The following is a 1,905-nucleotide window of genomic DNA, read 5'->3' on the forward strand; positions in this document are numbered from 1 at the left end:
CCTCGCATATCAGATAGAGAGATCATTGAAAAGCTTGCTAAATTAGAAGCGGGTCAGGAAGCACTTTCAGTGAGATTGTCAGATCTTAGAGCTGAAATGAAATCGGATCAGGAAGCACTGAGAGCTGAAATGAAAGCGGGCCAGGAAGCACTGAGAGCTGAAATGAAAGCGGGCCAGGAAGCACTTGGGAAAAGAATGGACGATTCAAATTCAACCATGCTTGTTTTTTTTAGTTCTATTATAACTTTGATAGTAGCTCTGTTTGGGTATATTGCCTGGGATCGACGTACCATGGTCAAGCCTGTAATTGACAAAGTTGACAGACTTGAACGTGAGATTTTAAATGATCTGGATTTTCATCATAATGATGGTTCCCTTTTAAGGCGGCAGTTGAGAGTATTGAGAGAATATTCAAGAAAAAATCCTGAATTTGCTGAGATAATGCGGGGAGCAGAACTAATTTGAGAGATAAACCTGAGAATCAACAATAAAAAATACTGTTTGTAACTGCTATTTTATTGATAAGTTACAATATTTTTTACACTGTTATGGGAAAGGAAATTAGGGGATAGGTCTTCTCCCTCAGGCCAGCATATGCCTCCCAATGGATCAACAGAAACCTGTGCAAAGTAGCGAGGATTTCTAAGCCGCCAAAAAATATCCTTCTCGTAAATCCTGGGGTCTAAACAGAGTCTTGTTTTTTTACCATCTTCCCATTGCAGTTCCAGAGAGAAGTTATGAAGGGGGGAGACAGCAATTACTTTTTTCCATGGCGTTTTAAGTTGTGAGTTCATTCCATTTATCCATCAGCTCTTCTTGATTTAATAATATCCACTCTCTAATTTTTTTTTCCTGTTTCGGAGGCATTTGACCAGCAAGAATATTGCCTTGTTCAATTGCAAAGGAGGCTGCATAGTCTCCAAAGATTCCATGGCAATGGGGTATTCCGTGATCGTCCAGGTACATATAAATTGAAATTCCAAAAAAGAATGCTATTCTTGGCATAGTTTAATCCTTTGAAAGGCATTTTACTAAGGCATAAGTGTGGATAATCGGTAATCGCTCAATTCCCTTGTCACTCAAAGCTGAAGCAAAATTATGAGAACAAGATCTCTCACATCACCTGCCCATGGATTTGTCGATCAATTTGTCAAAATCATCCAGGGTTTCGGTTTGAAAGATGGTTCTTAGAAGCGATTTATTTATCTCAGCGGAGTTTATCTTGTTTATTTTGGTGACAATGTCATCTCGTAAATAGTTATATTTTGCCTGGATAGCTTCCATGAGCATCTCTCTTGATTGTTCCTGCCTGCCTTCTTGTCTGCCTTCTTGTTTGCCTTTTTGTATGCCTTTCTTCCAGCCTTCTTCTACAAATTCTTTAGCCCATCCTTTTATCATTTCAGCACCTCCATTTGGCAAAGCGGTTTTAATGGCGTTTTCCGCATCTTTCCTGGTAAGTTTGTTATTTGAGTTTCCCAGGTATTTCATGAAAATATCAAGATATTCCAAAGCAGTGTCATGTTTCATGAACTCAATCATCATTTTTACAACATCCACAAGTTTGTCACGGAGCATCGGGTCATTGAGATATTTGACAATGATATGCCAGCATTTTATGACAACGGAAGTTTGAAACTGCTCCTCATCAATTCCGCTTGTATGTCTCCCGAATATATCCCAGAAGAATTTGTCATGGATATTTTCAACTGACATGGTATTATCTGATTTGTTATTTGTGTTATTGTCCATTCCTGTAATTTAATCTAATTGAATGGTTTGTGCAAGAATAAAAATTGCCTGAAAAAAGTATCAAAACCTTTTGAGTAAATATGAAGGATGCCACTTTTTACTTGTGTTTACCCTGCTGCAACAAGAGGATTGACGTTTGCATTGTTTTCATACTGG

4 protein-coding genes are annotated in these 1,905 nt (G+C 38.2%); 1 reads left to right on the forward strand and 3 read right to left on the reverse strand.

Going from position 1 to position 1,905, the window contains the following annotated elements; translation table 11 throughout:
• Positions 1 to 465, forward strand: a 465-nt coding sequence (locus tag MTBBW1_RS11060; protein WP_222424043.1) for a hypothetical protein, incomplete at its 5' end; no start/stop codon positions are given.
• Between the two features lie 50 nt (positions 466 to 515).
• Here the strand turns inward: MTBBW1_RS11060 and MTBBW1_RS11065 are convergent.
• The 3 genes from MTBBW1_RS11065 to MTBBW1_RS11075 all read right to left on the reverse strand — a co-directional run bounded on the left by MTBBW1_RS11065 (position 516) and on the right by MTBBW1_RS11075 (position 1,749).
• Positions 516 to 794, reverse strand: a complete 279-nt coding sequence (locus tag MTBBW1_RS11065; RefSeq protein WP_080803358.1) for a DUF2442 domain-containing protein — start codon at positions 792 to 794, stop codon at positions 516 to 518.
• Positions 778 to 1,005 carry a DUF4160 domain-containing protein gene (locus MTBBW1_RS11070; protein ID WP_080803362.1) on the reverse strand — a complete coding sequence of 76 codons (228 nt, stop codon included), beginning with the start codon at positions 1,003 to 1,005 and terminating at the stop codon, positions 778 to 780. Before MTBBW1_RS11070 ends, MTBBW1_RS11065 begins: the two co-directional genes overlap by 17 nt.
• Before the next feature lie 114 nt (positions 1,006 to 1,119).
• A complete protein-coding gene (locus MTBBW1_RS11075; protein WP_080803365.1) occupies positions 1,120 to 1,749 on the reverse strand; it encodes an RpnC/YadD family protein in 630 nt (209 codons plus the stop codon).
• Positions 1,750 to 1,905 lie beyond the last annotated feature (156 nt).

The organism is Desulfamplus magnetovallimortis (assembly GCF_900170035.1).
Taxonomy (GTDB): domain Bacteria; phylum Desulfobacterota; class Desulfobacteria; order Desulfobacterales; family Desulfobacteraceae; genus Desulfamplus; species Desulfamplus magnetovallimortis.